This is a genomic window from Geitlerinema sp. PCC 7407 (assembly GCF_000317045.1).
Taxonomy (GTDB): Bacteria; Cyanobacteriota; Cyanobacteriia; order PCC-7407; family PCC-7407; genus PCC-7407.
Genome location: NC_019703.1, coordinates 3,791,306 through 3,817,495 on the forward strand (window position 1 = coordinate 3,791,306; position 26,190 = coordinate 3,817,495).

A 26,190-nucleotide genomic window follows, 5' to 3' on the forward strand; every position below is an offset into this window, starting at 1 on the left:
GACGGGTTAAGCGGCTCTCCGCTGGGTGGGCAAGCGCCAAATTCTCTGGGCGAAGCCGCAGAATCCATTGCTCTTTCGCTGGGTCCCAGATCCAAGCACGGTATCTTGCCCAAGACTTATCCCTTATTTTGGCAGTTCCTGCGAAGTTTCTGGGGCAGGGGCTTGGTGGGCCGGGGTCCGGCTCTGCTACTTTTGCCACCGATGGGCCTGAGCAGTCTAGGGTAGGATGGACAGACGCTGCTCTAACCAACCCCATGACCCGATCCCACGCCCACTCCCCGTCTCCGCTGTCTTCCGGCGATCGCCAACCGAGTGAGCGATCCCACAGCCACGATCCAGCCGATCATCTGGCAGATGAACCGGGCGATCGCGGCCTTCACCATGCCCACGTCCACAGCGAAGAGTCTCTGCGGCTGGTTATCAACCGCCTCTCGCGGATCGAAGGGCATATCCGGGGCGTCAAGACCATGGTGCAAGAGAGTCGCCCTTGCCCCGACGTTTTGGTCCAGATTGCTGCGGTCCGAGGAGCCCTCGATCGCGTAGCGCGCCTCATTCTAGACGAGCACCTCACCGAGTGCATCGCTCGGGCCGCCGAAGAGGGCAACATCGACGTTGAAATCGCCGAGCTCAAATCCGCCTTGGATCGATTTCTACCTTAAGTTTCATTTGCTACCAGCGATAACAGAGGACATACTAGGAGCGGACAAGCTAAGTACAGTCCTCTAAAGCGCTGTGCCATTTGGCTTCTCGCAGGGCTCCAGAGCAGACCTTCGATCGCCTCAAGCCCCGATTGGATGCTCTCGAGGCCGTGATCTAGAGGAACCCTACTTGAGAGCTGACACAGCCGAACCTCCAAGTCCAGGGACCGCTAACTGCTTCCTGCGCTTTCCTGACAAAGGCAGCCGTCCTCTCGTAGAGCTCACGGAAGGTGCTAAGTCGGGAAAGAAACACCTTCGTCACGGTGCCTTTTGAGGCTCCCTGCCGCAGGACAGATTCTTGTCGTCGCTCGACTCTACTATGCTGGATCCGAGCCGCTTCGCATTCTCTAGCTCCGCGTGCGTTGTCGAATGTCTCGAGATTTTTTTTCTCCCCCTATTTGGTTTCGTCGCACCTGGATTCCCTATCTTGCTCTTGCAACCGCTCTGAGTTTGACGTTCACGGTGGCACTCTACAGTGCACGGGTTACCGAAGCCCGAGAGCAGTTGCGCTTTGAGAGTCATGTCCGCCGGACCAAGCGAGATATTTCAGCCCGCATGGATACCTATATTGCGCTGCTGCGGGGCACGAGCGGTCTCTTTGCTGCCAGCAATGACGTCAGTCTGAGGCGCTTTCAGGCTTACATCAATCAGCTTGATCTGGGGCGCTATTACGAAGGCATTCAGGGAATTGGATTTTCTCAGCGAGTGGCGCCCGCTGAGCGAGAGGGTCTGGTGCGTCGGCTGCGCAGCGAGTTCGCCAGCGGGCTGGCCAGCGATCTCGCCAGCACGTTCGCCATTACTCCCGCCTATGAGCGAGATGAGTATCACGTCATTGTGTACCTTGAGCCGCTCGATGAGCGCAATCGGGCGGCTTTGGGCTATGACATGTTCACGGATAAGACGCGGCGGTTTGCGATGGAGCAGGCCCGAGATTTTGGGGAGCCGAGGGCGTCGGGCATCGTGACGCTGATGCAGGAAATTGACGGCAACCCTCAGGCTGGTTTTTTGCTGTACATGCCGGTGTATGAGCGCAGCATTACCCCGGCGACGGTGGAGGCTCGGCGGGCGGCGCTGCGGGGGTTTGTGTATAGTCCTTTCCGCGCTACGGATTTATTTCAGGGGCTCTTTAGCGATCGCCAGTCCTATGTGGACTTTCGGATCTACGACGGGGACGCCAAGAACAAAGCGGCGCTGCTGTATCAGTCTTCAAAAGAGTGGGATGAGGGGCGGGCCAAGCGCAGCAAGACAGAAACGCTCATGGTGGCGGGTCGCCAGTGGCAGCTCGTTTTTCAGCCGCGGCCTGAGCTGGATATTGCGTCTGGGCGGATTTTCACGACCTATGTGGCGATCAGCGGGGTGCTGGGCAGCTTGATTTTGTTCGGGGTGCTGCGATCGCAGGTCAAGGCGCGGCTGCTGGCGGAGAAGGTGGCCAGTGAGCTGCAACAGTCCCAAACGGCCCTAGAGCAGAGCGAATCACGCCTGCGCTGCTTGGTCGAGGCCAATATCATTGGCATCATTACCAAGGAAATGAATGGCCGCATTCTGGAGGCCAATGACGCTTTTTTGCGGATTGCTGGCTATTCGCGGGAGGATGTGCAGGCGGGGCGGGTAAACTGGCTGACGATCACGCCGCCGGAGTACCGCGATCTCGATCAGCAGGCGATCGCCGCCCTCAACACCATCGGCAGCCATCCTCCCTACGAGAAGGAATACATCCGCAAGGATGGCCAGCGGGTGCCGGTTTTGGTGGGTACGGCCCGCATCGACCAGGGCGTCGGCGTCAGCTTCTTGATCGACCTGAGCAACCAAAAGCTGGCGGAGCAGTCTTTGCAGGCCTCAGAGCACCGTTTCCGGACGGTGATCGAGCAGTCGCCCCTGGGAATGCAAATCCTGTCGCCCAGCGGCGAGACGCTCCAGGTCAACCACGCCTGGGAGCAGCTTTGGGGCTTGAAGCTCTCAGATTTGGCAGGCTACAGCCTGCTGCAAGACCCGGTTCTGGAGGGCACCGGGGTATTGCCCTATCTGGAGCGCGCTTTTGCGGGAGAGGCGATCGCCCTGCCCGCCCAGCAGTACGACCCCCACGAAGCTTTTCCCCATGTGCCCGAGCGAGACATCGCCCGACCTTGGGTCCAGATCTACGCTTACCCTGTGCTGAACGAGGCCCAGGAGCTCCAGCAGGTCGTGCTGGTCCATGAGGACATCACCGAGCGCGTCCAGGCAGAAGAAGCCCTGCGCCAGAGCGAAGAGCACTTCCGCAAGCTGACGGAGAAGGTCCGGGCGATTCCCTGGGAGTCGGACGTGACCATGGAGCAGTTTAGCTATGTCGGTCCCCAGAGTCTTGAGATTTTGGGCTATGCGCCCGAGGCGTGGTACATCCCCGGCTTTTGGCAGGATCATCTGCACAGCGAAGATCGGGGGTGGGTTCTAGAGCGCTGCACGACCCAGGCCAAAACTCAGGATTTCTTTGAGCTGGAATACCGCATCGTGGGGGCTGACGATCGCACGATCTGGGTCTATGACACGGTGAGCGTGCTGCAAGATGGCGATCGCCGGCGGGTGCGGGGACTGATGATCGACATCACCGAGCGCAAGCAGGTCGAGAGCTCCCGCGAGCAGCTCCTGCGCCAAGAGCAGGCCGCCCGCGCCGAGGCAGAGGCCACCAACCGGATGAAAGACGAATTTTTGGCCACGCTGTCCCACGAGCTGCGCACCCCCCTCAACGCCATTCAGGGATGGACGCAGATGCTGCGCACGCGCCGACTGGACGAAACCATGACCAGTCGCGCCCTGGAGACCATCCACCGCAACACGCGATCGCTCACCCAGCTGATTGAGGACCTGCTCGACGTCTCGCGCATCATCACCGGCAAGCTCAGCCTGACCCTTTATCCGCTGATGATCACCCCGGTCGTGGAGGCCGCCATCGAAAGCATCCGGCCCGCCGCCGACGCCAAAAATATCGAGATTCTGACGGATTTTGACCCGCTGACCGAGCCCGTTCGCGGCGACGTCAACCGCCTCCGGCAAATCTTGTGGAACCTGCTGTCCAACGCCGTCAAGTTCACGCCCCAAGGCGGCCAAATTTGGATCGCCATCACCCTCGAGCGCCGTCAAGTTTGCGTCCATATCCGAGATACGGGCCAAGGCATCAGCGCCGAATTTTTGCCCTTTATTTTTGAGCGATTCCGCCAAGCAGATAGCTCCATCACCCGCTCTCAGAGCGGCCTGGGTCTGGGCCTGTCCATTGTGCGGCACCTCGTCGAGCTCCACGGCGGCACTGTCCAGGCCGAAAGCGCCGGGCCTAACTGCGGCGCTACGTTCACGGTGCGGCTTCCCCTCGCGCGCCCCGATCGCGACCCAACCCCGGACAATCTCGGCATCGAGGACTCCCCGGCGATCGCCCAGCCGCTGCAGCCTTTCCGGATTCTGGTAGTTGAGAACGACCCCGATATTCGCGAACTGCTGACCACGATTTTGGAGCAGGCGGGCGCTGAGGTCAAAGCCGTTGCTGACTGCGCAGTCGCCCTGGACTTGATCGAGCCGTTTCAGCCCAGCGCCATCATCAGCGAGATGACCGGTGCCGAGGAAAATGGTCGCGGCCTAGTCAACTGGCTCAAAGCCTCAGACTCTAGCCACAGCAACATTCCAGCGATCGCCCTCACCGCCTACGATCGCGCCGAAGACCGGACCCAAGCGCTCCAGGCGGGCTTTCAGCAGCACGTCGCCAAACCCGTCAACCCCAGCGAATTGGTCACCGTTGTGGCAGAGCTGTGTCGGCAGTGGCGCAAAAACCACAGCCAAAGCTGAGAGGCAGGGCCGTCCGTCAGCTGGGCTTTCAGCGCAGCCCCTTGTAGAGGGTCAGTTTGGCCCCGCGCCAATTCGGTGCTTAAGAAAGATTTCCAACTCTGTAACGCTGTGCAATCTTTTATTAAAGACTCCAACAAGAGATTGCAAGATGCAGAGAAGTAATGCCTTTTTATCTAATGTATAAAAAGACACTCCACAACCCGAGTCTACTTTTTGTATTCTGAGTACATCGAAAAGCTGCCGATCCCAAAAGGCGATCGCACTTTTCAGCAAGACTTAACGCAGCCATTTTTCTATGGCTCACAACCATTTTCCATGACTTCTGCGGTTCCTTCCATCGTCACCCTGCCTCGAGTGCGCCCTTAAATCTCATGCTGCCATCCCTCATTCACGAACAGTTGCTTCAGCCTTTCAATTTCTACAACGGTAGCAACGTTTACCAAGGAATGAGTCATCAAGGCAGACTCTACAAACTCCTTCACACCTTTAGCGTGAGCGATCGCCCCAAGTCCTACGCCCGGGGCTGCGAGCTGTCCTACCAGGGCTTCCAGGTCGTCATCAGCGTCTCGCTGCGGCAGTACAAGGTCTGGGTCAACGTTGCCGCTGACCTGACCCCAGAAGCAACGCTCCTCCAGAAATCTGCCTAGGCAAGCAGCCCGCCCTGACCCGTGCCAGCCGGACTGCCAGCCTTCAGCGCGACCCCGGGTCTAGCGTCGACGGCCCGAGGAGCGGCTCGACGAACTGCTCGATGAACTGCTCGATCGCCGCGACGAGCTGCTGCTACTGCTGCTGCTGCCAAAACTCGATGAGCCCGACGATCGCCGGGGCGAGGACACTGAGCTGCTGCTCGATGAGCCCGATGACTTCTTCGGAGCAGACGTCGAGGAAGAACTGCCTGACCCTAGACGACTGGCGCCATAGCCCGAACCACTAGACTTCGTAGCGGTCGAGGAAGAGGGCGATCGCGGGGCCGGACTCGGCGTTGCGCGCGTCGTTGAGGAGGTCGATGGTGCCGGACTTGGCGTTGCGCGCGTCGTTGATGAAGCCGAGGATGTACTAGCAGGACTCGGGCTTGTCTTCACCGCCGCAGACGTCCCGCTTGGGCGCGCCGTCGTGCCAGAGGCCGCAGGGGTTGGCTTGATCTGCCCCGCCGTCCGAAACTGCGTCTTGCGGGCCGCAGGGGGTGCCGTTTGGTAGCGCTGCTCGTACTGCGTCACCGCCTGTTGATAGGTCTTGCCCGTACTGCCATAGCCCCGCAACACCCGGCCCGATGTGTAGGGCGGTGGCACATAGTACTGCGGATAGCCAATGTAGGTCGTCTCAAACTCCAGCTCCATGGGATACCAAGGCGTCGAAGCCTGCTGGACCATCACCACTTCGTTTTCGCCCGTTTGGGGGTTGGTCTGGTTTTGGGCCACGAAGTGGGTGTAGTCGATCTGAAAGTTCTCAGCCAGGTGGAGCACCGCCTGACCCGCCGCCATCTTCAGATAGGACTTGGTGCCGGCTTGCGCCTCAGCGGCTGATAGCGGCGCCATTTGCAGGTTTTGGGTGCGGTACAGGCTTGGGTTCGCGTTCAGCAAAAAGAGCGTGTACTGGCCATCGGCATCGTTGTAGGACGCTTGCTGGACGGGGTACTGACCATCGGCCAGGGGAGCCATGGTCCGCACGATCGGGCTCGCAATCGGCGAGGGAGGAGCAACCTGAGCCGAGTAGTTGTCACAGGCAAGGGTCGTCCAGATCAGCGCGGTCCCGAGCAGCCAAGGGGTCGATCGACGAAGGACTGATCGCGGTGTGGGAGAAACCATAGGTCAAAAAGCTTAGGTTTGGAGAAAAACAGCGGACCAAGCCCTCACCCAGGTGCAGTATCAGAAGGCCAAATCCGCCCAGAACACTGGGGCACAACAGACTCAGTCGTAGAATCGCAGCCGTTCTACAGGGGAATCAGTTCGGCAAAGTTGAGCAACAGCTGCTCATCGGTTAGGGCGTCGATGGGGCTCGCCGGAGACCAGTGAACCTGGATCGCCTCCAGCTGCTCTTGGTAGTGCAAGTTGATCAAGGCCCGCAGCCCTTCTGACAAGGCTCCCAAGCTGGCGAGGCTGGTCTCCAGCGCGGGCTCTTCGCCCCGGTAGGCAGCGGTGAGCATGACGACCAGATTGGGGGTGACGGGGGCAAAGAAATCGTCACTGCCGTCAGCGGCGGGGGGAATAACGTCGCTGAGATAGCGCTGGGCCGAGTCGCTAAAGAGGTCGTTGATGTACTGGCTGGCGTCGTTCTCTTCCCAGAAAACATCGCCTTCATTGGCAGCGGCACTCCAATAGGCATCTTGCTGGAGCAGGGTCTGACAAATCTCGACTAAACCTTGACCCAACACGTAGAGGTCTCCTTCGGCGTCGAGAGCCTGCTGTCCGGAGCGCTGCAAGACTTCAAACACTGGGGTGATGCCGGGGCCGGTTAGCTGAACCATGAGGCGACAACCCACAAACCGGGTGCGGCCTCGAAATTGATTGAAGCGATCGCGAATAGAGCTCATGAACTCTCGAGCGGTGGGTGGTGAAGCGTCTCCCTAGAGCCAGGGTAACGCCCTTCACCAGAGAAAACACGAGCTGAGCCCAGGGTTCCTGAAATAGCCCAGAAAATACACAAGGGAGAGGAACTGGCTTTCGCCAATTTCTCTCCCCCCAAGGGCCTTCAAAAATCGTTAGGTTGCTGGGCTAGCGGGCCGCTTTTTAGGCCCCTTCCCGCAGCTTGTCGAGGACGCCGCGATCTTCGAGGGTGGAGGTGTCGCCAGACACTTCTTCCCCGGAGGCGAGCGATCGCAGCAAGCGACGCATGATCTTGCCGGAGCGGGTCTTGGGCAGGGCGTCGGTGAAGCGAATTTCGCCGGGACGGGCGATCGCGCCGATTTCCTGGACCACGTGCTGCTTGAGCTCCTTGGTCAGCGCCTCGCTGGGGGTCTGGGTCCCCTCCAGCGTCACAAAGGCCACGATGTCGCTGCCCTTGAGCTCATCGGGCTTGCCGACCACCGCCGCTTCGGCCACAGCGGGGTGAGACACCAGCGCCGACTCGATTTCCATCGTGCCGAGGCGGTGACCGGCGACGTTGATCACGTCATCAACGCGGCCCATCACCCAGAAGTAGCCGTCGTCATCGCGGTGGGCGCCGTCTCCTGCAAAGTAGAGGTACTGGCCGTCCTTGGGCGCGATGTGCTCCCAGTAGGTGCGGCGGAAGCGCTCCGGATCGCCGTAGACCGTCCGCATCATGCCCGGCCAGGGGTGACGGACGACCAGATAGCCGCCTTGGCTGCCTTCGACCGGATTGCCCTCAAGGTTGACGATGTCAGCCAGAATGCCCGGGAAGGGCAGGGTCGCCGAGCCCGGCTTAGTTGCGATCGCGCCGGGAAGGGCAGTGATCATGATGCCGCCGGTCTCGGTCTGCCACCACGTGTCGACGATGGGGCAGCGACCGCCCCCGATCACCCGGTGGTACCACATCCAGGCCTCGGGGTTGATGGGTTCGCCCACAGTGCCCAGCAGGCGCAGAGAGGTGAGGTTGCGGGCGTTGGGCAGGTGCTCGCCCTGCTTGATAAAGGCGCGGATGGCCGTCGGCGCGGTGTAGAAAACGGTGACGCCGTATTTCTCGATGACGTCCCAGAAGCAGCCCGGATTGGAGGGGCGCGGCGCGCCCTCGTACATCACCGTGGTGGCCCCGTTGGAGAGGGGACCGTAGACGATGTAGCTGTGCCCCGTGATCCAGCCCACATCCGCCGTACACCAGTACACGTCGGTGTCTTGCAGATCAAAGATCCACTTGGTGGTCATGTGGGTGTAGAGGTTGTAGCCAGCGGTGGTGTGGACGACCCCCTTGGGCTTGCCGGTACTGCCGCTGGTGTAGAGCACAAACAGCATGTCTTCGCTGTCCATGGGCTCGGCGGGGCAGTCCGCAGAGGCTCCCTGCTGGAGGTCGTGCCACCAGTGGTCGCGGCCCGGCTCCATGGTGACTTTTTGCTCGGTGCGGCGGACCACCAAGACGTTTTGGACGCTGGGAACGGCGTCGTTAGCCAGGGCTTTGTCCACCTGGTCCTTGAGGGGCACAATGGCGTCTTTGCGCCAGCCGCCGTCGGCGGTGACCACGAGCTTGGCGTCGGCGTCCACCAGGCGATCGCGCAGGGCCTCGGCGCTGAAGCCTCCAAAGACCACGCTGTGGGGCGCACCAATGCGGGCGCAGGCCAACATGGCGATCGCCGCTTCGGGAATCATCGGCATGTAAATCCCAACGCGATCGCCCTTCTGCACGCCGAGCTGCTTCAGCACATTGGCAAACTGGCAAACCTCGCGATGGAGCTGGGCATAGGTCAAGGTGCGCGAGTCCCCCGGCTCCCCTTCCCAAATCAACGCCGCCTTGTTGCGCCGCCAGGTCGTCAGGTGGCGATCGAGGCAGTTGTAAGAAATATTTATTTTGCCGCCGTCAAACCATCGGGCAGCAGGCGGCTGCCAGTCGAGAACCGTATCCCAGGGCTGGAACCAATCAAGCTCTTGTTCAGCCAGCTTGGCCCAGAAGGCCGCCGGGTCCGCCTTAGCTTCCTCGCAGAGCTGCTGATAAGCCTCAAAGCTGGGCACATGGGCAGCCTTGGCAAAGTCCGCCGGGGGCTGAAACGATCGCTTTTCTTGAAGAATGGATTCGATGGTGGCTTCTGACATAGTGCGTCAACTGATAAAAAGAGAAGCGCCAGGGTTCCAGATCGTCACCCAACGCCCAGAGTGGTTCTCCCAAAACCATACTGCCTTGGCGAGCGCTTCGGCGATCGCTTCTTCTGGTTTCGCTTTGCGCTTGTTGTGTCCCCGCGTCCTAGCGGCCCATCTGGCGCTTGAGATCATCGAGCTCTGCCTGAGCTTCCCAGCGCCGAAACTGCTCATCCAGCGGGTCCGCCCCCCCCGAAAAGCTCGAACTCGCCCCTTGATTCCAGCCCGTCGTCGCATAGGGAGCCGACTGGGCGCTGCTGGCGGCCCGCGCCGCCGCCTCGGCCTCAACCGCTTTGGCCCGAACCTCTTGGCGCCGCGCCTGGATTTGCTTTTGCAGCTCACGCGCCTTCTGGATTCGCGCATTCACTCCCTGCATCTGGCCCCAGAGCTGATTGCCCTGCCGCAGCAGCGACGCTTCCCGCTCCTGGGCAGGCTGCACCAGATCCCAGCGGTTGGCCTGCTTGGCCTTCTCAATGCGGATATGCCAGCGCTGAATCTCCTGCGCCGTCTCCAAGATTTGCTCTTCTAGGCGCTTGTGCTGGAGCTGAAAGTCAGCGACGAGCTTGAGCGTGTCCTCTTCCTGCTCCCGCAGCTGCTCCTCGAGAGCCTGAAGCTCCAAATGGGGATTGCTGCGCAAAAATTCTTCTAGACGCGTTTCGAGAAATTGGCTGAATTCGTCAAAGAGGCCCATGCCCAGAACTCCTGGCAGCGAAACATCCCACGGCATCGGGAGACCCTGAGGTCCCCTACCACTACCCACGATGCCATAACCACAGATTTTAAGGCCCACCGAAAGCCTAGGGGCGATCGACCCCGCAGCGGACCTGCCTAGACAACCCTAGGCTCTAGTCGCCTAGAACTGCTGGCCGATGTAGATCGAGCGCACTTCACCATTGCGGCGGACCACCGCGTCTTGGCCGTTGACCTCCACCAGAGTCCAGCCGCTTGAGCCGATGCTTTCGCCGATGTAGACCCGGCGGGTAACGCCGTTGACCTCAAAGAGGGCCGCCGATCGCTCACCGAGCTGGAGCAGACCCACCAGCGTATGGGGAACGGCAGGAACCGCGGGCGGGGCAGGGACCGCCGGAGCCGCCGCCACCGGCCCACTGGGAGCCGGCGCGCTCGGGGCAGGGGCAGGCGCGTTGGCGGGATAGGGAATGGTGGGCGGCAGCAGGCGATTGGGGGCGTTGGCGGTGCGCTCTAGGAGGGCGGCCACGCGGTTGAGGGCCTGGGTCAGGTCTCGGGTCGCCGCTGCGTCTAGGGGCGCGCTGGCCGCAGGAATCTGCAAGGTAGGCACTGGGCCCGGCGGCGTGACGGGCTTTTGCGACGGGCTGGAGGCGGATTCAGACTCGATCAGCTTGAGCGATCGCTGCATGTACTGCGTAAACTGAGCGTCGGCTTCGGCCTTGGTCAGGGGCGCGACTGCGGGCGGAGCGGGCGCTGTGGCCGTGGTGGTCACCGCCGACTGGCCCGTGAGCGATCGCCCCCAGGAGCGTACAGATTCTTGATTGAGGGCAAACCAAACCCCCGCCGCTAGGACCAGGGAGGTGCAGCCCGCCAGCAGGAGCAGACGATTGGAGGTCTGGGCCGCTTTTTGGCGCTCGGCGATCGCGCGATCGCCCGCCGACGCGATGGGGCTCTCCCCCGGTGCCGTCTCTAGGTTGGACTCTTCCCGCCGAAACATCAGCGTGGACGGAAAATTGAACAGCGGCGCGTTGAGAGGCGTTGCTGGCGGCTCCGGCTGCAGCGGCTCATCCGGCAGATTCAGCGTCCCGTCTAGGGTGTGCTCCACGTCCTCAAACAGCTCATTCATGAGGCGATCGGCATAGGCATCAGCAGACCAATGTTCGGTCAGCGGCAGATCGTCCGGCGCTTGCAGAGCAGTTTTGTTGGTACGACGTTCCTGGGACATGGCGCTCACTGTGTCGTGGCTGAATCAACCTGGCAAGTTGCCAAAAGCAACCTGTGGCTTTGGCGGCTATTGTACTGGGTCTGACACCCAACGACGCACCCGATAGAGAGCAATTTTGGCAGTTTTTGCGGCAGACGGCGATCGCCGACGCGCAAAAGTTTGCAAATTTCGCCCCAATTAAAGCAAAAGTGTTGCCGCATCCGCGGACTTTTGGGCATCAAAGGCACGAGGAGCACCTTTGCAGCCCTTCCCCTCCCTGAGCCCATGTCGCAGCGAAAAGGGTCAGAGCACCCCTTTCCTGGGCCACGAAAAAAGGTTCCCTAAAATTTAGCAGCTGAACAAGGCCAAGATGCAAAAATCTTGGCCTTGTTCGCAAACTTCACTGGGTTTGGGACTGGCCCTAGGCTGAGGGGACCGGGTCCGAGGAGGCTGCAGCAGCGCTTTCGGCGCGCGATCGCAGCTCTAGGTGGACCAGCAGCGCATTCATGTCAGCTGGGTTGACGCCGCCAATGCGGGCCGCCTGGCCCACAGTCAAGGGGCGCACCTTGGTGAGCTTTTCGCGGGCCTCCATGGAGAGAGTCGCGATCGCCATGTAGTCCAGATCCTCCGGCAGCTTGCGGTTGGACTGGCGGGCGATCTGCTCAATTTGGTTTTGCTGGCGCTGAATGTAGCCGGAGTACTTGATGTCAATTTCAGCCCCTTCGCGCTCGGCCCGATCGAGGTCCGGGTTGGCGAGGCCGTGCTCCGCCAGTTGCCCATAGTGAAAGCCCGGTCGCCGCAGCAGGTCCGCCAGGGTGATGGAGCCTTTGATCGCCTGCTGGGTTTGGGCGGCGATCGCCTGACCCACCGGCTCGTGCTCTTTCACCCGCGTCGTGTGCAGGCGCTCTTTCTCGGCGGCGATGTTTTCTTGCTTGCGCTGATAGAGAGCCCAGCGGCGATCGTCAATCAGGCCCAAGTCTCGTCCGAGGGGGGTCAGGCGCTGATCCGCATTGTCCGATCGCAGTAGCAAACGATACTCCGAGCGGCTCGTCAGCATGCGGTAGGGCTCCCGCAGATCCTTTGTGCACAGATCGTCAATCAAGGTGCCCAGATAGCTCTGCTCCCGCGGGAAAATCACCATTTCCTGGCCCCGCGCCAGCCGCGCCGCATTGATGCCCGCCACCAGGCCCTGGGCCGCCGCTTCTTCGTAGCCCGTGGTGCCGTTGATTTGACCAGCGCAAAAGAGCCCCTCCACGGTTTTGGTCATCAGGGTGGGATAGCACTGGGTGGCTGGCAAATAGTCGTACTCTACGGCGTAGGCCGGCCGCAGCATTACGCAGTTTTCCAGGCCGGGGAGCGATCGCAGCATCGCCAGCTGCAGGCCCTCCGGCAGACCCGTCGAAAACCCCTGAATGTAGAGCTCCGGCGTGGTCCGGCCCTCCGGCTCAATGAAAATCTGGTGGCTCTCCTTCTCGGCAAAGCGGACAATCTTGTCTTCGATGCTGGGGCAGTAGCGCGGCCCCTTGGCGTCGACCCAGCCGCCGTAGACCGGCGACAGGTGGAGGTTTTCGCGAATCAGGCGATGGGTCTCGGCGGTAGTGCGCGTCAGGTGGCAGGGCAGCTGCTCCTGCTCTACCCACACTTCCGGGTCAAAGCTAAACCAGCGGACCTCTTCGTCCCCCGGCTGGGGCTCCATTTGACTGTAGTCCACCGAGCGGCGATCGACGCGGGCGGGGGTGCCGGTTTTTAGGCGGCCCGTCTCGAAGCCCAGCCGATTGAGGGTGTCCGTCAGGCCGACGGCGGCAAATTCCCCAGCGCGGCCTGCGGGCATGGACTTGTCGCCCACCCAGATGCAGCCCCCCAAGAAGGTCCCCGTGGTCAGCACCACCGCCCGACACTGAAAGGCAACCCCAAAATAGGTTTGGACGCCCAAAATTTCTTCGTTGGGGCCAAGCACCAGGTCCGTCGCCATGCCTTCGCGAATCACCAGATTCTCCTGGTTTTCGACGATGCTCTTCATGATGGCGGCGTACTCTCGCTTGTCAGTCTGGGCGCGCAAGGCCCACACCGCTGGCCCCCGGGAGGAGTTGAGGATGCGCTTTTGCAGGTAGGTGCGATCGGCCACTTTGCCAATTTCGCCGCCCAGGGCATCGACCTCATGGGTGAGCTGGGATTTGGCAGGTCCCCCCACCGCTGGGTTGCAGGGCTGCCAGGCGATCTTGTCGAGGTTGAGGGTCAGCAGCAGGGTCCGGCAGCCGAGGCGAGCCGAAGCCAGGGCCGCTTCGCAGCCAGCGTGGCCCGCCCCAACGACGATGACATCAAAGGCGTCGATGAACTGAGGAGACGAAGTCATGGAAGGTGGCGATCGCGCAATAAAAGGCCAGGATCTTCCCATTTTAGCGGGTCGGCCCGAGAGACTTGGCTAGTCCTCGTAGGGACGGCCATCTCGATGGGAAAAGATCCAGCCTCCGGGGCCATCCTGGGCCAGCAGGTCGTGATCGGGATAGGTCACGGTGTCACCGGGGGTGCGATCGCCCACTTCCAGATAGCAGGCAGGCTCCGTCGACCGATTGACCAACTGGTGGCCATTGGCCTCGCCTGCCGGGAAAGCCGCCGCCATGCCAGCAGTCAGCACCTGCTCGCCCGCCTCCGTCACCAGGGTCAGCTCCCCCGACAGCACGTAGATAAATTCGTCTTGGCGGGCGTGCCAGTGGCGCAGCGCCGAGATGCCGCCCGGCAGCAGGGTCACCCGGTTTACGCCAAAGTTGGTGAGCCCGGCCGCTTGGCCGAGGCGCTGCTTTAGGCGGCCCTGCACCAAGGGCAGGAAGGGCGCAGGATAGACAGAACGGGCAACCGTCGGGACGTCATTGGGGTCGATGATCATGGCCTTGGGGAGAGTGGCGGGGGGTGGACCCAAAGGAATACATGCGGTGACCGACAAAATTCAGAACGGCGATCGCGCCTGCGCTCAGGAGGCGCGCCAGCGTCGGGTCGATCTGGAATTCGCGGACCATGAGCTGCAAAAGCCCCAGATTGGCCAGCAGGCCGTTGAGGGCCACCACGCTAAACACCAGATACTGAAAAAACCAGTTGCGCCAGTACACGCCAAAGACAAACCGGCGGCTGAGCAAAAAGTTGGTGGTCAGGCCCACGCTGTAGCTGATCAGCAGGGCAAAAACGTACCACAGCCCTGCGCGGTTCAGCAGCCAAAAAAGGCCCACATCCACCACTGTGGCAAAGCCCGCCGCTCCTAGGTAGCCGCCAAACTGCCGGACAGCAGCCCGGAGCGGGCGATCGCCCTTGGGGGGTGGAGACGTCGGCGGAGAATCAGACAAAGGCGACTTGGGAGGCAAGGGACCCACAGGCGACAGGCTTGGACAAGAATCTTCGCCATTGTATCGGTTCAGCTCTGGGAACGATCGCCCGTCAGAAACGCTGCAATCCCCCCAGCGCGGCGGAAACCCCGAAAGTTTTTTACGCTGGAGGAGTTGTTGAGCCCAGTTATTTTCTGGTTTATGTTGCTTCACCCTGGCCAGCGCAGCAAGCTGGATGAATCCGATGATGGGGCTTTTTATGCCCAGCCCCGGTTTGTCACCCACGTGGACGAAGGGTTTATTCAGCAGTTGACGGACCTCTACCGAGAGCGGCTCCGGCCCGAGATGCGACTGCTGGATTTGATGAGTAGCTGGGTGTCCCATCTGCCCGAGGAGATGGACTTTGCCCATGTAGAAGGCCACGGCCTCAACCAAGCCGAACTGGCCCGCAACCCTTGCCTGGACAACTTTTTTGTTCAAAATCTCAACCAAAATCCCAAGCTGCCGCTGGTGGACGCGAGCGTCGATGCGGTGCTCAATACGGTGTCCGTGCAGTATTTGCAGTATCCCGAGGCGATTTTTACGGAGATTTGCCGAGTCCTGAAGCCAGGGGGTGTGGCGATCGTGAGTTTTTCTAACCGGATGTTTTACCAGAAGGCGATCCAGATCTGGCGAGACAGCGCTGAGGGCGATCGCGTCGAGCTAGTGAAGCAGTATTTCGCGGCGGTGCCCGGCTTCACAGCGCCCGAGGTGATCGAGCGCGTGTCGGCCGCGCCCGCCTTCTTGCAGTGGCTCGGGGTGCCGGGGGGCGATCCTTTTTATGCGGTGATTGCCCAGCGAAAATCGGCGATTTAGCCGAAATTCTGCCTTTGGAGACGTGCCTGGGCGATCGCCCCCGCCTAGGCTAGGAGCATCCGGCGATCGCTCGTCTCCAGCATCTCCCTCGCCGCCCTACTGAGCAAGGGCGGTCTTAAATCTTTGTGTGGGGGGAGGAGAGACCGGATAGCGCTTTTGATAATGGGAAACAAGATTCAATCCCTTGAAGGAATACGCACCATGAAAAACCTGCGCAGCATTTTGGCCGCATTCGCCCTCGGGCTGCTGCTCCTGGTGAGCGCCTGCGCCGAGGCTCCCTCGCGCTGGGATCAGGCTCAGCAAGAAAGCACCCAGCGCAACGCCACCCCTGCCGTGGCCGAAGACGCCACCCAGGGCAGCAGCTTTAACCGCTTTTTCCCCGATCCGGGCGACGGCTACGAGCGAATCTACACCCAGGAGAAGAAAGGCTTTGCCGAGGCCAAGCTGAAGAAAGACGGCAAGGACATGGCCATGCTGGCGATCTCGGACACCACCAGCACGCCCAGCGCCGCCGAGAAATTTAAGAGCAGCCAGAAGCGCATCGGTGGCTATCCCGCCGTGGATCAAGGCAGCACCGCGACGGCTGTGCTGGTGGGCGATCGCTACCAAGTGAAGGTCCTCTCGCGCGATCCGGCCTTTACGGCGAGCGATCGCGAGGCCTGGCTGCAACGCTTTGACCTTCGAGGACTGTCGCGGCTCCAGTAGGGCGATCGCCCCCGATCCCCCTGCCCATCGCCATCTTTTGAAATCGAGTTTTCCTAGTTTTCCTGAGAGGAATTTGTGAGCAAATCCATTTTTGAACTGGTCGACGAGCTGCCCACCCAAAACATCACCGTTTTTGCCCTGCGCTCCCTCGACTCGATCATCCCCGGTCAGTGGCAAAACACCGTCGGCTTCACCAACACCATCCGCGTCGTCACCGGCGAAACCGACGAAGCCCTGATCCAGCAGATCGGCGAACGGGCCATCCACCTCTACAACGACAAATCCCAGGGCTATCAGCGAGCCATGTGGCTCTACCAGACCGTGGACAGCACGGACAAAGCCCTGGGCGCTGCGGCCCTCGCCAACAAAGTCGGGGAGAAAATCGCCCTCCTGGGGATGCTCAACAAGCTCACCCCCAAAGCCGACAAAGCCCAAACCATCGACCTGTGCATCAAGCTGGTGGTCGAGCTGGTTGCCTTCTGCCAAATCAACGGCATCCCCGGCGACAGCATCGGCGACTTCGTGGCGTCCCTGGGCGACTACAGCGGCGAGTCTCTGATGCGGATGGCGGCCCTGGTTTGCTTTGACGGCCTGATTCCCTTGGGGCCGGACTTCATTCGCCAGGTGCAGACGCTCCTGGGCGGTATGCAGCCCGCAGACCTGGAGTCCAACCAGACCTTCAACAGCGTCAATGACATCATTCCCGGCGGCAACAAGGCCGGCAAGCTCAGCTTTATTCAAGAAAGCTTTGAGTCGGTGCAGGGCTGGATGAGCAGCTTTGTCAGCTCCCACAACCTCACGCCCCAAAAGGTGGCGGGCAATCTCCAGCAGTTTGTGGATGTCGCCGACGACAAGCTGGACTACCTGGCAGCGTTCCTGGATATGTCGACCAACTACTACGAGCACACGGGCACCCAGACCCTGGCTCGCCGCCTGATCGAGCGCGCGGTCGCCGAAATCTAAGCGGGCTTGGGTTTGTCCAGGCTGCCCACTTTTCCCCATTGATAAATTTCTGCCCCAGGATGGATGCCTTGTCCATCCTTTTTTGTGGGAACTTGCTCTAGCGAATCGCGCTCATCAGAAGGGCCGCTTTTTCGCCTTTGTCCCTTCTTTCCCCAAGTGTGGATCGCTGCATCCCATGGCTGATGTTTCTTTGACTGCTGGTGCTCGCCGCTTCTCCTCTGGTCAGGCTTGGCGACGGGCGATCGCCTGGGGGTTGCTGCTGACCCTGCTACAGCTTCTGGGGGTGTACTTGCTCAGCGGGACGTGGAACCCGAGCAGCGCCTACGATCGCCTCTACCAGTGGGATAGCGGCTGGTACGCCTCGATTGTGGATCAGGGCTACATCAGCTCAATTCCGCCGACGCCCCAAAATGCCAGCGTCTCGAATGTGGCGTTTTTTCCGGGCTATCCCGGCCTGAGCTGGCTGCTGGGGCGGGTGCTGGGGCTGCCGACCCGCGCGGCTCTGCTGGTGACGGCGCAGCTGGCTTGCTGGGGATTCTGGACCTATTTCCTGCGCTTGCTGAGCCGCTGGGAGGTCCCAAGAGGGGGCGCGATCGCGGCGGTGCTAGCGGTTTTTGTCTATCCCACAGCATTTTTTTTGGTGGCGGGCTACTCGGAGTCGCTCTTTTTGATGACGCTGCTGGGGCTGATTTACTGGGGGGACGGGTCTGGAGCCAAGGCATTTTGGGCGGCGGCGGGCCACGGTTTCTTGATGTCGGCGACGCGCATTGTGGGTCTGCCTCTGGCGCTGTATGCGGTGCTTCAGGTCTGGGAGCGATCGCCCACGCCCAGCCTTCGGGTCTTTACCTGGGGCGATCGCCGTTTTCGCCGATCGCTGTTGATTGCGGCCTGCACCGCCCTCGGCGGCCTCAGCTTTTTCGCCTTCTGCCAGTGGCGCTTTGGCATCTGGAATCTGTACATGGAGACCCAGCAGATCGGCTGGAACATCCAACCCGACTACGGCGCCCTGCTCAATCCCATGGTTTATCAGCTCTTTTGGCCCACGCTGGACTCAGACACCTTGAGCCGGTTTTCGGTGCCGGTGGTGGTGTACCTGCTGGGGGCGGTGGTGGCGTGGGAGGGCTGGATCGCCCGTCGTCACGCCCCCAGTTTGTGGCATCAGCGGCTGGGGCTGTACTTCTGTGCCGGGGCGATGCTGTACATCTCGATTTGCGGCCTGATCAATCGCGATCTGATCAGCATGAGCCGCTACAACTTTTGCGTTTATGTGGTGCTGGTGCTGGCAGTGGCGAAGCTGGGAACCCAGGTTCCTCGGGCATTTCCAGGCAGAAAAGGCTTTCCCAAAGCCACTTGGGGCGTGGCGGCGAAGGCGATCGCCACCCTCAGCCTGGTGCTCCAGGCCCTGCTGCTCCAGCGCTTTCTCCAGGGCATCTGGGTTGCCTAGAACCTCCTAGGAGCACGCGATACGATGGAATTGATTTTTGTCCGGCGGGGATAGACGGCGATCGCCTGAGACCGCTGCCCCCCAAACCCCATACAGCGTTCTAGATAGAAACATTGGAGGAAGGAGAAGCGATGTCGACCATTGAAAAAGTAGCCGTCGGTGTTGTCTGTTTCGCGATCGCCTTCTTACTCGCCAGTCTCCTGGAGTATTGGGTCCATCGCCTCATGCACGCCTCCCCCAAAATCGGGGAGCGCCACCGTGATCACCACCGCCGCAACGAAGGCCAAGGCGTGGTGTGGGAGTTTCGCGACTACGTCAAAGGCGGCATCCTGGTGATGGGCCTGATGTTCTTTATTTCCCCCGAAGCGGGCATCGGCTGGCTTCTCGGCGGCCTGGTGTACTCGGCCTTTTCGGCCTACGCCCACCAGCTCCAGCACGAAAACCCCACCAAGTGTTTCTGGATGAAGATGCCCGTCCACTACGTCCACCACAAGTACGGCATGTGGCACCACAACTTTGGCCTAGCCGTGGACTGGTGGGACCACATTTTTGGCACCTACAAGCCCGTGGAGTGGCTGACTGACGAGGAAACCCAGCAGCCAGAGCGCGGCTACCTGCAACTGCGCTGGTGGTAAAGGTCTCAGGAAATTCTCGGAGAGATGCGCTATCTTGCCTACAAGCGCAGTTGCGCTTCAAACGGGTTTCGCGTGAGGAGAATACCGTTGTGAGTTACTTCCAAGAAGCAAAAGCCCACTTCATTGCTTCGCATCAGCACCCCATCAACCAAGCGCTGCACCATTTGACCAATATCCTGGCGATCGCGGCAGTCGTGCTGCTATTCATCGATTGGCGCTTCACGCTGATCTGCCTCGTGCTCACCCAGGTTTTTGCCCTGGGGGGCCACGCCGTCTTCGAAAAAAATGAGCCCGCCTTTCGCAAGTACCCCGGCATCACCATCTTGGCGTCGCTTTCTTGGTCCTTCGAAAATTGGTTCGGGTTGCGACAGCTTTTGCAGCGGCCTACCCGTCAAATTCATTCCTAACCCTTCAGATCGCCTGACGGAGCGATGTTTTTGCGCTTCCAGCCTGTTTAGGTCAGGAAATCATTATCCGGCCTGTAATTCACGGCATTTTCTGGAAGCTTCCTGTGGGAGATTTGAAGCACGCTTTGGATCGATAGGACCACAGCCAGCGTCCCCCTTTGTCCCTTCGGAAATAGGCCTAGAATTTTTGGATTTTGAGTCTGTTTCCATCGTCTAGAAGTTCGTTGCGAATTTACTGTCTAGAGAAGGAGATTTCATGTATCAAGGTCTGTTGGTGATTGATGCGGATGCTCACAAGTTAGAGAATCCCCTCGTTTTGCGGGAATACCTGGAGCCGGAATACCGCGATCGCATTGGTTTGGTGATCGACAGCCTCGGCGATCAGCGCGCTCGCCTCATCGACCACAACCCTGCCACGGGCAAAGCAGATTTCACCCGGATGTTCCCCCAACCCCAAGGCTTGGGCAAGGGCGGCTTCCGCAACCTCCATCCTGAAACGACCCTGGGTGCCACCTTCAATCACTTGCGGGTCGAGCACATGGACCGTGAGGGAGTCGACGTTCAGGTGATCTACGGGACCCTGAACCTGATTTTTTCGAGCATTATCGACAAAGATTTTGCGATCGCCCTGTGCAAGGCCTACAACAACTACATCGCCGATGACTGCCGTCCTTACGGCGATCGCCTCAAGCCCATCGGCGTGATCCCGCTGCAAGACGTGGATGAAGCCGTCAAAGAAATGCGCCGCTGCGTCAACGAGCTCGGCATGATCGGGGTCGCCGTCGCTCCCAACATGCCCATTCCCCACCCCAAGGCTCCTGACGCCTTTCCCGACATCCGCACCTGCAAAGTCATCAGCCATCCGGATTTCCGGCCCATCCTGCAAGCCGCGGTGGATCTCGACATCGCCCTCGGCATCCACGGTGGCCCCGGCTCCTACATGGTCGGCGGCATCTCCGACCACACCGAGACCTTTGTGCTGACCCACATCTTCGTGCAGCGCAACCAGCAGCAGCTCGCCATGGCCCGCATGGTCTTTGACGGAGCCTTCGAGCAGTTCCCGGATCTACGCGTCGGCTTCCTCGAAGGCGGCTGCGGCTGGATTCCCGATCTAGCCCACGCTTTCCACGAGCACTGGGAGAAGCGGATTCGCGACTTTGATCCCAAGAGCCCCTACCGTCCGTCCCTGGTGGAATACACCAAGAACATGATGATGGAGCGCGGTTCCAAGAACAAAGTCAACATCATCAACCAGGCGAAGAACCTGTTTGATCTGCTGTGGAACGCTGAGCACGATCCGAGCAAGATCGACGACGCCAGCCTCTACGAGCACTACGATCTGCGCCACCGCGATCCGATGGATTATTTCAAGCGCGGCCAGATCTTCGCCTCTTTTGAGTCGGATGATCCAGGCCCCATGTACATGCCCACCGGCCTGGGTGAGTGCGGCAAGCATATTGCCTGCTTCTCGGGAGACTATGGCCACTGGGATGGCGTCCTCACCGACTGCGTGAAGGATGCAGCGACGCTCAACGATTACGATCGCGACTACCTGAGCCTGCTGCTGGGCGGCAACGCGCTGGCGCTGTACGGCGATCGCCTCCGCAACTCCCTGCCCGAGTCCCTCAAGGCAGCCGCAGCCGCTGTATAACTCAGGGCAAATAGGTTCTCTCGGATACAGTCCGCCCTAAATTAGGGCATCAAAATTAAGGCATCCACGGGTCTAAGAAAAAGTAATTTCTAGATCCGTGGATTTTCTTTTGCCTGCCACCAAGCATCCAGAATAGGCAACATTCGCCCCAAATTGAGGGGCGATCGCCCTTTGGCAAATTGGCTTGACAAGACTTTACGACAGTGAGTATTGTTTGCATTAATTTTGACAAGCCACGGATGAAGTACAAAGAGCCCTTTCTAGAGCCAGTTCTCAGAAAAATGCGATTGCGCCGGGTCATGCCCCACATTCCAGCGCAGTCCATGCTACTTGATATCGGATGTGGCCACTCAGCCTCTTTTCTCAAAGCAATCTCTCACCACATCAAAGAAGGGTTCGGTGTAGATTTCAAAGTCAAAGAAGCACAATTTGGCAACATTTTCACTCGCCAGCTCAGGCTGCACGATCAGCTGCCCTTTGAGGACAACCAATTCGATGTCGTCACGATGCTGGCGGTCCTAGAGCACATCGAAAACGAATCATCCATTCTCCAAGAAATTCAGCGCGTCTTGAAACCGGGAGGCGCACTAGTGCTCACGGTTCCTTCGATTTGGGCTCAGCCAGTTCTAGAGTTTTTGGCCTACAAAGTCAAGATTGTCAGCGAGGCCGAAATTCGCGATCACAAGCGCTATTACAACCGCGATCGCCTTTACCGTTCCCTGGTGGAGAAAGCGAGTTTTGACGACTTTTATCACCAGTATTTTCAGCTCTGGATGAATAACTTCTGCACCGTGGCAAAGAGGATCGGTTAACCTATGCGGCTTTCTGTGATCATCCCCTGCTTTAACGAATTGGGCACTATCAGCCAGGTCATAGAAGCAGTTCGAGAATCCCCCGTCAAGGACTGTGAAATTATTATTGTTGACGACTATTCAACCGATGGCACTCGAGACCTGATCAAAACGCACATTGCCTCTCAGGTGCATCAAGTGATTTACCATGAGCGAAACATGGGCAAGGGAGCGGCATTGCGCAGCGGATTTGCGGCGGCCACCGGCGATGTTGTCATCGTTCAAGATGCAGACCTCGAGTATGACCCCCAAGAATATTCGCTCTTGCTAGAGCCGATTCTCAATGGCAAGGCCGACGTTGTTTTTGGCTCTCGTTTTATGGGGGGTCGCCCCCACCGCGTGGTGTACTACTGGCACCGAGTCGGCAACGGTTTCTTGACGATGCTTTCGAATATGTTTACCAATATCAACCTCACCGATATGGAGACATGCTACAAAGCATTTCGTCGCGAAATTATTCAATCAATCAAGATTGAAGAAAATCGATTTGGCTTTGAGCCAGAAATCACGGCCAAAGTCTCGAAGCTCAACTGCCGCATCTACGAAGTTGGTATTTCCTATTACGGACGCACCTACAAGGAAGGCAAGAAAATTGGCTGGAAAGACGGTTTTCGAGCCATCTTTTGCATTCTGAAGTACAACCTTTTTCGGTAATGCAAACTCCATTTTTTAGGCTCTTTACGCCAGCCATGAAAGCCTTCAAGGTGCCCCTTTTCAATCAGGCCGATCGCATCTTTTTGTGGATTGCCGCCCTATTTGGTGTTCTCTACATTTTCATCACGCCGCCCTTTCAGGCACCCGATGAGTTTTTCCATTTCTATCGGGCTTATCAGCTGTCTGAGGGGCAGGTGATGGCAATCAAAGAGGGAAATCAGGTCGGTGGCCTTTTGCCGCGATCGCTCCAAACAGTTTCTCTGCCCTTTATGGGACTCCCTCACCAGCCCGAAAATCGTCTGAGCCTCGCGCAGTTGGGGGACGCGCTAAAGCTGCCTTTAGGCGATACGGGCGATCGCATCTTTATGCATCTGTCCACCATGGCCCTTTACTCGCCAATTCCCTACATTCCTGCAACCGTGGGGGTAGGGTTAGGCAAACTGGTGGGCCTCTCTCCCCTCGCTCTGACCTACGTCGGACGCCTCTTCAACCTGGCTGCCTGGATCGCGCTCGGCTACGCAGCTCTCAGAATCACGCCCATCTTTCGCTGGGTGATGCTGCTCCTGCTGCTGACCCCCATGTCGCTCTTTTTAGCGGCCTCGCTCTCAGCAGACGCCATCACCAATGGCTTGGCCTTCGTTCTCGTTGCCCTGGTACTGCGCACCGCCTTCGGCGACTCAGAAACGCTCTCGCGCCGGGATGTCGGGGCGATCGCCCTCACGACAACCTTGCTGGCCCTCTCCAAACAAGCCTACGTCCCGCTGGCATTTCTCTGGCTGCTTATTCCCATCAGCAAAGCCAAAAACCCCCAGCGATACTGGCTTTGGTTTGGGCTTGTGCTTCTCGTTAGCGTGGGTACCAGTCTGCTCTGGGCAAGCTGGATCAAGCCGCTCTATGTACCGCTCAATCCCTTTCATCCGCCCGAGAGCCAATCCCCCGACGGTCAACTTGCCTACGTTCTTGCCCATCCGATCGCCTTTTTTCAGGTTGTCAAAAAGACCGTGGATCTGTTGGGAGACACTTGGCTACACCAATTTATTGGTCATTTAGGCTGGGTTGATGTTCCTTTGCCCATTCCTTTTGTCGTCTCCTACTTTGGTGTTTTGATCGGAGCGGCTCTGGGAGATGGCGATCGCAAAATTCAGATTCATCTCTGGAAAAAGCTAGGTTTAGCCACCCTGTTTGTGTTAAATGGACTCCTTTTGTGTCTCTCGATTTATCTTGTTTGGGCTCCTGTTGGCGGCACAGTCATTGAAGGAATTCAAGGTCGCTATTTCATTCCCCTTTCACCCGCATTATTTCTATTGTTTTATAACCAACGCTGGCTATTTTTGAACAAACTCAAGAAACAATTCTCTCTATTCATCAGCCTTTACCTGCTTTTTTCTAGCGGATTGACCGCTGCTATTTTAGTTCACAGGTACTACTAGATCCACCAGCTTCTCATCCCAAAGACACACTAAATTTAGGCAAACGATACAAGAATCAAGGCTCAATTCAGCTTTTAGGTTCTTGCTATATCTATCTTTGGGAGGATGCAGTAATTCTTTGGCATTATGCTACCTTGAGGAAAATTTCCACACCGCTTCTTACGATCCGCCTCAAAAGTTTAGCGAGCAACCGATAGAAAAATCTTGAGCCTCGCTCAGTTTGTCACATTAGCGCTTTGGTCATGCTTAATTCCTCTTCTGCGAACCCCACATACATCTTGGGTGCAGGTCCCGCAGGGCTTGCGGCTGCTTATCAGCTTTCAAAAGCAGGACAATCTACGGTTGTCTTAGAGCGAGACCAGCGCGTAGGAGGACTGGCCAAAAGCTTGGAATATCAAGGGTTTATATTGGACTATGGACCTCATCGCTTTTACACCAAGCTGGCGCCTGTTTTGGCACTTTGGGATGAGGTTTTGCAAGATGAGCAGGTCACCGTTGATCGGCTGACGCGAATCTATTATGAAGACAAATATTTTAACTATCCGTTGAAAGCAACTGAGGCCATTTTTGCCTTGGGCTTTTGGGAGAGCAGCCGAATTATTGCCTCCTACGCCAAAGCCAAGCTGTTCCCAAACCACCATCCCCAAAATTTTGCTGAGTGGGTCTCTGGACAATTTGGGCGTCGGCTGTTTGAAATCTTTTTTGATTCCTACACAGAGAAGCTCTGGGGGATTCCCTGTACAGAAATCAGCGCAGACTGGGCGGCTCAGCGGATCAAAACGCTGTCGTTGGGCAAAGCCATGCGGACGGCTCTTTTAGGGAACGATGGAAAAATCAAAACCCTAATTGATCAATTTCAGTATCCGCGCCTGGGGTCTGGCCAGCTCTACGATCGCATCCAGGAGGATCTAGAGCAGCGCCAACAAACGGTTTTGCTCAATACAGAGGTAGTCAAGCTCCACCATCAGCACGGCCAGATCACCCACGTCACGATGCGCGATCGCGCCACTCAGGAGGAGTCCACGGCTCCCTGTGGCCACGTGATTTCGTCGATTCCCATCACGCTGCTGCTAGAGCAGATGGACCCGCTGCCGCCTGAACCTGTTTTGAATGCAGCGCGATCGCTCAAGTTCCGCAACACGATTTTGGTCTATCTCATTGTCGAGGCGGCAGACTTATTTCCCGACAACTGGCTGTACATCAATGATGGCAGCGTGGGCCTAGGACGAGTCACCAACTTCCGCAACTGGTCCCCAGACATGCTGCCCAACGACTACCAAACGCCGCTGTGCTGCGAGTACTGGTGCAACTTTGACGAAGCAGGCTGGACTCAATCAGACGATCGCTGGATCGAGCAGGCCGCTCAAGATTTGCGCAAGATTTCTCTGCTCGGCAATCAGAAGGTTTCGGGCGGATTTGTTTTGCGACTGCCCAGAACCTATCCAATCTACGCCGGGGACTACAAGCAGTCTTTGCAGACTCTTCAAACCTATCTTCAGAGCTTTCAAAATCTGCAGCTGGTTGGTCGCTATGGCTCCTTTAAGTACAACAACCAAGACCATAGTTTGCTGATGGGAATTCTGGCAGCTGAAAATGTGCTTGAACCAGGCAAGCATAATCTTTGGTCGATCAACTCTGACAGTGAATATGTTGAGGAAGCGCGGGCAGAAGACGCCACCACAGCGGCGATCGCCCGTGAAGCTTCGCGTCGACAACGCATCCTGCAAACCGGTCAGCGATTCGGCCGTTATCTAGGCACTGGCAGCGCCGCCACCTTTGTGGATGTCTTCATCTTTGTCAGCCTCATCAAGCTAGATGTTTGGTATGTGTTCGCGTTGCTTACTAGCTATTGCTGCGGCCTGACCCTCAACTTTTTCTTGAGCCGACGCTACGTTTTTGGCGTGTATTGGAAAAACAGCCTTTTTCAGTATCTCGTCTTTGCGGCAGTGGCGCTTAATAGCCTGTTGGCAAACTTGGGACTGCTGCAAATCATGATGAATGAGCTTAGCTGGAGTCCGACGATCAGTCGCTTGATTTCTGCGGGGCTTATTGCGGTTCTCAGCTTTAGCGGGCATCAGATTTATTCTTTTGCCAATCGCCCTTCTTGACGAGCGTTTTTTGAGCTCACTCAATTCAATTTTGATTA

General features: G+C 58.6%; 22 protein-coding genes. 14 read left to right on the forward strand and 8 right to left on the reverse strand.

From position 1 onward, the window contains the following. Positions 1-254 precede the first annotated feature (254 nt). From GEI7407_RS15325 to GEI7407_RS21155, 3 genes are all read left to right on the forward strand, one after another. Entirely contained in the window at positions 255-659 is a 405-nt protein-coding gene (locus GEI7407_RS15325) for a metal-sensitive transcriptional regulator (protein ID WP_015173114.1), read from the forward strand. Between the two features lie 501 nt (positions 660-1,160). Further along, positions 1,161-4,505, forward strand: coding sequence for a CHASE domain-containing protein (locus GEI7407_RS15330; protein ID WP_190274148.1), 3,345 nt, complete (start codon positions 1,161-1,163; stop codon positions 4,503-4,505). A 371-nt stretch (positions 4,506-4,876) separates the two neighbouring features. Continuing rightward, on the forward strand, positions 4,877-5,152 hold the full coding sequence (locus GEI7407_RS21155; protein ID WP_015173116.1) for a hypothetical protein: 276 nt from the start codon (positions 4,877-4,879) through the stop codon (positions 5,150-5,152). Positions 5,153-5,212: 60 nt separating this feature from the next. On the opposite strand, the gene GEI7407_RS15335 is transcribed toward GEI7407_RS21155, so the two are convergent. The 8 genes from GEI7407_RS15335 to GEI7407_RS21720 all read right to left on the reverse strand — a co-directional run bounded on the left by GEI7407_RS15335 (position 5,213) and on the right by GEI7407_RS21720 (position 14,470). Next, positions 5,213-6,310 (reverse strand): hypothetical protein, encoded by a 1,098-nt coding sequence (locus GEI7407_RS15335; RefSeq protein WP_015173117.1) that lies wholly within the window; start codon positions 6,308-6,310, stop codon positions 5,213-5,215. Between the two features lie 125 nt (positions 6,311-6,435). After that, positions 6,436-7,035 (reverse strand): DUF1517 domain-containing protein, encoded by a 600-nt coding sequence (locus tag GEI7407_RS15340; protein ID WP_015173118.1) that lies wholly within the window; start codon positions 7,033-7,035, stop codon positions 6,436-6,438. A gap of 196 nt (positions 7,036-7,231) precedes the next feature. Beyond that, on the reverse strand, positions 7,232-9,202 hold the full coding sequence (acs, locus tag GEI7407_RS15345; protein WP_015173119.1) for an acetate--CoA ligase: 1,971 nt from the start codon (positions 9,200-9,202) through the stop codon (positions 7,232-7,234). Between the two features lie 148 nt (positions 9,203-9,350). Beyond that, positions 9,351-9,935 (reverse strand): TIGR04376 family protein, encoded by a 585-nt coding sequence (locus GEI7407_RS15350; RefSeq protein ID WP_015173120.1) that lies wholly within the window; start codon positions 9,933-9,935, stop codon positions 9,351-9,353. 162 nt (positions 9,936-10,097) lie between these two features. Continuing rightward, positions 10,098-11,156: a hypothetical protein gene (locus GEI7407_RS21455; protein WP_015173121.1), complete on the reverse strand. Its 1,059-nt coding sequence runs from the start codon at positions 11,154-11,156 to the stop codon at positions 10,098-10,100. Between the two features lie 400 nt (positions 11,157-11,556). Further along, positions 11,557-13,488 carry a tRNA uridine-5-carboxymethylaminomethyl(34) synthesis enzyme MnmG gene (gene mnmG, locus GEI7407_RS15360; protein WP_015173122.1) on the reverse strand — a complete coding sequence of 644 codons (1,932 nt, stop codon included), beginning with the start codon at positions 13,486-13,488 and terminating at the stop codon, positions 11,557-11,559. A gap of 69 nt (positions 13,489-13,557) precedes the next feature. Next, a complete protein-coding gene (locus GEI7407_RS15365; RefSeq protein WP_015173123.1) occupies positions 13,558-14,019 on the reverse strand; it encodes a cupin domain-containing protein in 462 nt (153 codons plus the stop codon). After that, a complete protein-coding gene (locus GEI7407_RS21720) occupies positions 14,000-14,470 on the reverse strand; it encodes a GtrA family protein (protein WP_223294440.1) in 471 nt (156 codons plus the stop codon). Before GEI7407_RS21720 ends, GEI7407_RS15365 begins: the two co-directional genes overlap by 20 nt. Positions 14,471-14,650: 180 nt before the next feature. On the opposite strand from GEI7407_RS21720, the gene GEI7407_RS15375 reads away from it, so the two are divergent. The 11 genes from GEI7407_RS15375 (at position 14,651) to GEI7407_RS15425 (ending at position 26,152) form a co-directional block, all read left to right on the forward strand. Continuing rightward, on the forward strand, positions 14,651-15,304 hold the full coding sequence (locus GEI7407_RS15375) for a methyltransferase domain-containing protein (RefSeq protein WP_015173125.1): 654 nt from the start codon (positions 14,651-14,653) through the stop codon (positions 15,302-15,304). A gap of 201 nt (positions 15,305-15,505) precedes the next feature. Further along, positions 15,506-16,009: a hypothetical protein gene (locus tag GEI7407_RS15380; protein ID WP_015173126.1), complete on the forward strand. Its 504-nt coding sequence runs from the start codon at positions 15,506-15,508 to the stop codon at positions 16,007-16,009. A 75-nt stretch (positions 16,010-16,084) separates the two neighbouring features. Next, a complete protein-coding gene (locus GEI7407_RS15385; protein ID WP_015173127.1) occupies positions 16,085-16,972 on the forward strand; it encodes a hypothetical protein in 888 nt (295 codons plus the stop codon). A gap of 175 nt (positions 16,973-17,147) precedes the next feature. Continuing rightward, the gene (locus tag GEI7407_RS15390; RefSeq protein WP_015173128.1) at positions 17,148-18,416 is read left to right on the forward strand and encodes a hypothetical protein; all 1,269 of its coding nucleotides are present in this window, start codon (positions 17,148-17,150) and stop codon (positions 18,414-18,416) included. 131 nt (positions 18,417-18,547) lie between these two features. Further along, the gene (locus GEI7407_RS15395; protein ID WP_041268490.1) at positions 18,548-19,051 is read left to right on the forward strand and encodes a sterol desaturase family protein; all 504 of its coding nucleotides are present in this window, start codon (positions 18,548-18,550) and stop codon (positions 19,049-19,051) included. Between the two features lie 89 nt (positions 19,052-19,140). After that, entirely contained in the window at positions 19,141-19,458 is a 318-nt protein-coding gene (locus tag GEI7407_RS15400) for an Mpo1-like protein (protein ID WP_015173129.1), read from the forward strand. A 256-nt stretch (positions 19,459-19,714) separates the two neighbouring features. After that, the gene (locus tag GEI7407_RS15405) at positions 19,715-21,109 is read left to right on the forward strand and encodes an amidohydrolase family protein (protein WP_015173130.1); all 1,395 of its coding nucleotides are present in this window, start codon (positions 19,715-19,717) and stop codon (positions 21,107-21,109) included. Between the two features lie 299 nt (positions 21,110-21,408). Next, the gene (locus GEI7407_RS15410; RefSeq protein WP_315863828.1) at positions 21,409-21,921 is read left to right on the forward strand and encodes a class I SAM-dependent methyltransferase; all 513 of its coding nucleotides are present in this window, start codon (positions 21,409-21,411) and stop codon (positions 21,919-21,921) included. 3 nt (positions 21,922-21,924) lie between these two features. After that, positions 21,925-22,614: a glycosyltransferase family 2 protein gene (locus GEI7407_RS15415; RefSeq protein WP_015173132.1), complete on the forward strand. Its 690-nt coding sequence runs from the start codon at positions 21,925-21,927 to the stop codon at positions 22,612-22,614. 35 nt (positions 22,615-22,649) lie between these two features. Continuing rightward, on the forward strand, positions 22,650-24,044 hold the full coding sequence (locus GEI7407_RS15420; protein WP_015173133.1) for a DUF2142 domain-containing protein: 1,395 nt from the start codon (positions 22,650-22,652) through the stop codon (positions 24,042-24,044). Between the two features lie 242 nt (positions 24,045-24,286). Then, complete coding sequence (locus GEI7407_RS15425) at positions 24,287-26,152, forward strand: GtrA family protein (protein ID WP_015173134.1); 1,866 nt, start codon at positions 24,287-24,289, stop codon at positions 26,150-26,152. Positions 26,153-26,190 lie beyond the last annotated feature (38 nt).

Bases quoted from the DNA above. Each gene is read 5' to 3' on its own strand.
- GEI7407_RS15365 (WP_015173123.1), bottom strand. From the start codon at position 14,019: ATGATCATCGACCCCAATGACGTCCCGACGGTTGCCCGTTCTGTCTAT.
- acs (WP_015173119.1), bottom strand. From the start codon at position 9,202: ATGTCAGAAGCCACCATCGAATCCATTCTTCAAGAAAAGCGATCGTTT.
- GEI7407_RS15425 (WP_015173134.1), top strand. From the start codon at position 24,287: ATGCTTAATTCCTCTTCTGCGAACCCCACATACATCTTGGGTGCAGGT.
- GEI7407_RS15335 (WP_015173117.1), bottom strand. From the start codon at position 6,310: ATGGTTTCTCCCACACCGCGATCAGTCCTTCGTCGATCGACCCCTTGG.
- GEI7407_RS15390 (WP_015173128.1), top strand. From the start codon at position 17,148: ATGGCTGATGTTTCTTTGACTGCTGGTGCTCGCCGCTTCTCCTCTGGT.
- GEI7407_RS15375 (WP_015173125.1), top strand. From the start codon at position 14,651: ATGTTGCTTCACCCTGGCCAGCGCAGCAAGCTGGATGAATCCGATGAT.
- GEI7407_RS15415 (WP_015173132.1), top strand. From the start codon at position 21,925: ATGCGGCTTTCTGTGATCATCCCCTGCTTTAACGAATTGGGCACTATC.
- mnmG (WP_015173122.1), bottom strand. From the start codon at position 13,488: ATGACTTCGTCTCCTCAGTTCATCGACGCCTTTGATGTCATCGTCGTT.
- GEI7407_RS15350 (WP_015173120.1), bottom strand. From the start codon at position 9,935: ATGGGCCTCTTTGACGAATTCAGCCAATTTCTCGAAACGCGTCTAGAA.
- GEI7407_RS21455 (WP_015173121.1), bottom strand. From the start codon at position 11,156: ATGTCCCAGGAACGTCGTACCAACAAAACTGCTCTGCAAGCGCCGGAC.
- GEI7407_RS15325 (WP_015173114.1), top strand. From the start codon at position 255: ATGACCCGATCCCACGCCCACTCCCCGTCTCCGCTGTCTTCCGGCGAT.
- GEI7407_RS15410 (WP_315863828.1), top strand. From the start codon at position 21,409: ATGCCCCACATTCCAGCGCAGTCCATGCTACTTGATATCGGATGTGGC.
- GEI7407_RS15380 (WP_015173126.1), top strand. From the start codon at position 15,506: ATGAAAAACCTGCGCAGCATTTTGGCCGCATTCGCCCTCGGGCTGCTG.
- GEI7407_RS21155 (WP_015173116.1), top strand. From the start codon at position 4,877: ATGCTGCCATCCCTCATTCACGAACAGTTGCTTCAGCCTTTCAATTTC.
- GEI7407_RS15420 (WP_015173133.1), top strand. From the start codon at position 22,650: ATGAAAGCCTTCAAGGTGCCCCTTTTCAATCAGGCCGATCGCATCTTT.
- GEI7407_RS15340 (WP_015173118.1), bottom strand. From the start codon at position 7,035: ATGAGCTCTATTCGCGATCGCTTCAATCAATTTCGAGGCCGCACCCGG.
- GEI7407_RS15395 (WP_041268490.1), top strand. From the start codon at position 18,548: ATGTCGACCATTGAAAAAGTAGCCGTCGGTGTTGTCTGTTTCGCGATC.
- GEI7407_RS15405 (WP_015173130.1), top strand. From the start codon at position 19,715: ATGTATCAAGGTCTGTTGGTGATTGATGCGGATGCTCACAAGTTAGAG.